Below are 5874 nucleotides of genomic sequence, written 5' to 3' on the forward strand. Positions count from 1 at the left end.
CAACATGCCGATGATCATGGCTGAGGCTGTCATGAGCACCGGGCGAATCCGGGCTTTCCCGGCTTCGACGGCTGCCCGCAGCGCATCGCCGTGGACGGCGAGCCGGTCGCGGGCGTAGGCCACAACCAGAATCGAATTGGCTGTCGCCGTCCCCATCGTCATGATGGCGCCGGTTAGCGCGGGCGTGGACAGATTTGTGTGTGTCACGAACAAGATCCACGCGATGCCTGCCAACGCCCCGGGTAAGGCCGTAATGATGATGAAGGGGTCGAGCCAGGATTGGAAGTTGACGACGATCAGGAGATAGACCAAAACAATGGCGACCACCAGCCCGATCATCAATTCGACATAGGCATCGTGCATCGTTTCAGCCTGACCACGAATGGTAAGTGCCGCGCTGCGCGGCAGTTCCTCCTTCATGCTATCCGCTACCTTCTCCACGTCCGCAAGCACGCCGCCGAGGTCGCGGCCTTCGGCCGACACATAGACGTCGAACAGAGGCATAATATTCCCGTGAGTGATCACACCTGGCGTTCCAATTGAGGTCAACGTGGCCATGTTGCCGAGCAGTTTCAGGTTCGTATCTGACGACTTGCCGTCATCTCGGTTGACCGGCACAGTCATCAGGTCTTTGACGCTGGTCAATTGCGGTTGAGGGGTATAGACGTTGATCCGGTAAGACATCCCGGTCTTCCGATCTAGCCAATATTGCTGGTCTACCTGTTGGCTGCCGGCAGTCGTCAGAAGGAGGTTGCCGGCAACATCCTTCTGAGTGAGGTTAAGGCCGAGCCCGAAGGCGCGATTGGATTCGACGAGCATCGTCGGTGTGCGCATCGTCTGCTGAATCACCACGTCGCTCGCGCCGGGAATCCGTCGCAGCTTGCCTGCCAGTTTCCGTGCAAACTCGTAGTTATGCTCACTATCCGGACCATTGATCTGCACGTCGATCGGTGAGGGCGACCCGAAGTTGAGAATCTTCGCGGTGAGGTCCGCCGGCTGAAACGTGAATTCCGTGCCGGGATATCGCTCGACAAGGCCTTTGCGGAGGATGCGGCGATAGTCCCACACCGGTGACTTTTCGTTCTTCAAGGAGATGGTCATATCGCAATCCTGCGAGCCGATCGTCGGAGTTGGGATGAAGGCGAGGTTGTGAGGCCCAACGGGCAGGCCGCAGTTGCTGACGACGCTTTCGACTTGCCCAGGAAGAAGTTGCGCTATGTCCTTCGAAACGAGTGACGCGATGCGGCCCGCCACTTCGATACGCGTCCCGAGCGGCGCCCGCATATGCATCTGCAACGTTCCTGATTTGATCTCGGGGAAAAAGTCGCGGCCACTGACAAAAAACAGAGTCATGGAGCCCAGCGCGAACACCAGGGCGATTTTAACGAATGCTACTCGATGAGCAACCGCCTGTTCAAGCAGCGCATTGTAAGCGTCCCGAAACGCGTCGAAACGTTGTTCAAACCTCTGCTGAAAGCGGGCAAAGAAGCCGAGTGCCGCGTGCGGCTTGTGCCAGCCACCGTGTTCTTCCGCATGGGGCACCGTATGGCCCACCAACATGTACTTGGCCATAGTCGGCAAGAGTGTGAACGACAGAACGAACGAAGCGAGCATTGCGAAGATGATCGACTCTGCCATTGGCGTGAAAAGCCAGCCGGAGACGCCGCTGAGTTTAAAGAGTGGAAACCACACGATGGCGATGGCAAGGGTGGCAACAAACGTCGGAAGCACGATCTGCCTGGAAGCATCGATGATCGCGTCTTCCAATGGCTTGCCCATGGCGAGATGGGTGTCAATATTCTCGATCACAACCGTTGCATTGTCGACGAGGACACCGACAGCAAGCGCCAAACCACCCAAGGTCATGACATTGATCGATTGTCCGGCCCAGTGAAGGACGACAAGGGAAGTGAGAATCGAAAGCGGAATCGTCGTGGCTACGATTACCGTTGACTGCCAGGATCCGAGGAGCAAAAGCACGATGAGGCCGACCAGCACCGCGGCGGTCACCATTTCGTGCACGACATCCTTAATCGAATCCTTTACAAAGGTCGAGGCATCGTTTAGGAGTTCGACCTTCACACCCTCCGGCACAACTTTCTCGATGCGAGGGATCATTTTCTTGATTCCGTCGACCACATCCAGAGTCGAGGCCTCGCTGCTCTTCATCACGACAATGATGACCGCCTGCTTGCCCTCTACCAGCACCATATTCGTTTGAACCCGTCCGGAAAGGCGCACATCGGCAACGTCGCGCATGTGTATGAAGGCGTTACCCTCTCGCTTAATCGGAATCTCGTTGAAATCATCCACTTGCAGCGGAGTCGCGTTCGTGAGGACGATCCAATCAGTCTCCTTAATCTTCAGGTCACCTCCTGGCAGCACAAGATTTTGTCTACTAAGAGCCTCATGGACATCGGCAGGGGTCAGGTGACGAGCAAGCAATTTCTGCTGGTCAAGATTCACCATGATCTGCATGTCCTGCCCGCCGTAGGGATGCGGGAGGATTGCTCCCTCGATGGTCACAAGCAACGGCCGGATACGCATGATCGAGAGGTTATAAAGCTCCGCCTGGGTCAGTGTGTCGGACGTCACCTGTAGCGTGGCTACGGGCACCGAGGAGGGCGCGAGACGCATGACCATGGGCGGTGAAATATCCGGCGGAAGCGCTTTCACCACTGTCTGCGAGATTGCCGCAATATCAGCCTCTGTGCCGCCGCGATCAATTCCATCCTGAAGAAAGATGTTGATGATGCTGCTACCGAAATAGGAGTGGCTTTGGATATATTTGATCCCCTCAACCGTCGACGTAAGGAACCGTTCGAAGATATACGTGATCCGACCTTCCACATCCTTGGGCAACAGTCCGTCGTAAGCCCAGACAACAGAGGTGACGGGGATCAAGATATTCGGGAACACGTCTGTCGGCATATGGGCCGCCGTCGTGACCCCGAACAAGACAATCAAAATCGCAAGAACGACAAACGTGTAGGGCCTTCGCAGTGCAATGTGGACTAGTTGGATCATGCGCAGAACTGACCGCAGCAATGTTTGTGCCGCTTCGTCCCATCTGTGCCCATATGACGCAGTCCCATATACGCGAGCAGATTCGCTCGGAACCGGAGGCAAGGTCCTAATACCGATAAACACATTGACCAGGAACTTTCGCACAGAGCGCATCGAGCGATATCGCTCAATTTCTCCGACTGCGTGGATATGCGCCAGGTGTGCGGCCCGTGCGAAAGTACGTAATCCCTAGAATTTTCTGAGATTCTATCGGTTGTGCTGAAGGGCTGTAAACCGGAGATTTAACACCAAAATTGGTATTGATTTTGCTGTTGGATTCAGTGGGTTGCGGATTGTGTATTCCAAGCGTGTCAAAGAATTGGGTCATGAAGAGACTGGAATTCAAAGACTCTCACAAGGCCTCCCGCGATGGTAGGGCCAGAATGTGGAGCAGCGTGATGGGAATGCGAAGACTGAGCATGACAGTGGGAATCCTCTGCGGAATTTCAGCTGCCATTTTAACAGGGGGATACGCTCACGCAGTAACTCTGACAGTGGGGGCCCCCCCGAGCTTGCGAACGGCCCTTACAGAAATTCTGCCGATGTTCGAACGAGAGTATGGGGTGCCAGTGGAGGTCGTTTATAGCCCCTCACGAACTCTGAGCCGACAGATCGAACAGGGTGCACCAATCGATGTATTCCTAGCAGCTGGAACGGTTGAAGTCGACTCACTCCACAAGAAAGGTCTGACGCTCAACGGTGAACCTCGTATCTACGCACAGACCTCCCTGGTCCTCGTCATGTCAGCGAACTCCCTGGCTACGTTAGTTTCCTTTCACGATGCACTGCCCGATCACACTACCCGCATCGCTCTGGGAGATCCTCGGACGTCGTCTCTAGGAGATATCACAGCCAGGGCGCTGACCAAGCATCACCTGACCTATCAAACCGGTCCTCACATTCTCCACGCTCCGCACAGTGAAGACATCATGAGTTTGATTCACGCCGGCAAGGCTGATGTGGGCCTGGTCTATCGAATCGATGCCATCAATGGAGGGCAAGTGCGCATCAGCGATGAAGCCCCGATCGGAACCTACGTGCCGGTGCAGTTCGGGCATGCAGTGGTGTCCACCTGCCGGGAAAATGTGCGCGGGGCCGCCAAGCAGTTTTCAGATTTTCTCATGAGTTCCCGTATTCAGAAACTCTTGGTCAATTACGGGTTTGATCCTGTTTCACAGAATGGATGATGTGACGCAATCCTTGATTTGAGTTATGCATTCTTAGGTAGAAAGGTTCGTTCGTCGATGAAAGAGCTTCCTGAGCAGATCTTTCGATATATTGGGGATCGCGGAGTGGCCTGGATCATGATGGCCATCGCCGCAGTGCTCCTTTGGAGCACATGGGGATTGGACTCTTAATCAATATTCCCTGCCCCCTACCCTGGTGCCGACGACATTTGACTCAGCCTTAGTACGAGCCGCATATACTTTTATCTCTTCTGTTCCGCTTCGATTGTCCTACCTAAGAAGTGCAGCTATCCGACTGAAACGAATCCTCTAAGAGTGGAACCAACTTGCAGGCACCTGACGGCCGTGCGGCGAGTCACCAGGCACCCCCTCGACGTTGAAACGGATCGTTCATTTTTCTAACACATAACGGATACCGCGTTGTCTTCGTAGAAGACAGCACAAAGGTTTGATCACGGACCAATACGTTTTCACCCTCTTGGGGCCACTCGGACGGCAGGAGAAATGCGACGGAGTTGCCTAGAGCAACGCGATGGAGCAGATGATCGGGGCAATGGTGGGACTTTCAGCCTGCCCCATCAGTCAGAGTGCATGAAACAATCAGACGATCTTCATCACTCCGGAAAGGTCGATGAAGAAGATTTCTGTTTTCAGCGAAGGGAACTCTCCCCGCAGGTTGGCGAGAATCCTTTCATGTTCGCTTCGGTGAAACGCCAACTCCTTTTCTCGATCTCCATTCCACCTCGATAATCCGCCATAGGCCCCGCAGTCGTGATGGGTGAACAGGAGACAGCGCGTGGCACGGCTAGCGTTGAGCACGTTTTTGAGTTCTGCCATCATGAACCCGAATTCCTGTGTCGGCTCCATAGACGAGAACGCCTTTGCCCCGCCGGCGACGGTAATCCCTTCGAACCGCTGAATTCCATAAAACTGCAGAAACCCCTTGGAGGTTTGCCAAAAGCGGTCGTCGAAACAACGGACGATGACGGCCTGGGAGCCGTGGTGGGTTGGACGCGACTCTTGAAGATAGAGGTACGGGCGGCCCCCGACCACGGGAGGATGCTGGTTGGTGTTGGGCACGCCGGTCTCGCGGGCAGCATGCTGCAACGCATCGAGACGCCGGCTGAATCGATGGTTCTGCGGGGTCAGCGACAAGACACCGACTCCCTCCAAAACCTCGACGACCGAAGGTCGCAGCCCTACGAGCAACACCTGTTGTTTATGGGCTGTCGTCATACGGATGATGTCTTCGATAGCCAGAGCGGAGGTGCCGTCAACCGTCGGCACATCCGAAAGATCCAGCACGACTGTTTGAAAGTTCCCCCAACTGCGAACCCCTTCGAGCCGTCGGACCATGTTCTTGGCGGAACCGAAGCTCATCGGCCCGTCGATATGGATCAAAATGATCCGCCCGTTGTTCTGAGCGAGAATCTCAGCCTCCTCTTTGCTTAAGGGTGTTTCGGGCTGATGGCCGGTAATGATGTGCATGCTCGCGAGCTCCATGTCAGCCATGCGTTTGACAAACAGAAGACTCGCCGCCACAACCCCGACCCCGACGGCCGTAATCAGGTCCGCCAGCACCGTTGTCAATAGAACCAGCAACATGATGACAACTTCCGCC

General features: G+C 55.2%; 3 protein-coding genes. 1 reads left to right on the forward strand and 2 read right to left on the reverse strand.

Features of this window, described 5'->3' with window-relative positions:
• Positions 1 to 3180 (reverse strand): efflux RND transporter permease subunit (locus ACWVCN_RS01080; RefSeq protein ID WP_455243655.1); only part of this gene is annotated, 3180 nt, incomplete at its 3' end.
• A gap of 284 nt (positions 3181 to 3464) precedes the next feature.
• Between ACWVCN_RS01080 and modA the strand changes: the two genes are divergently transcribed.
• A complete protein-coding gene (gene modA, locus ACWVCN_RS01085) occupies positions 3465 to 4253 on the forward strand; it encodes a molybdate ABC transporter substrate-binding protein (RefSeq protein ID WP_455243656.1) in 789 nt (262 codons plus the stop codon).
• 600 nt (positions 4254 to 4853) lie between these two features.
• Here modA and ACWVCN_RS01090 read toward each other — a convergent pair.
• The coding region (locus ACWVCN_RS01090; RefSeq protein WP_455243657.1) for an STAS domain-containing protein at positions 4854 to 5874 on the reverse strand (1021 nt) is incomplete at its 5' end.

Source organism: Petrachloros mirabilis (assembly GCF_975968855.1).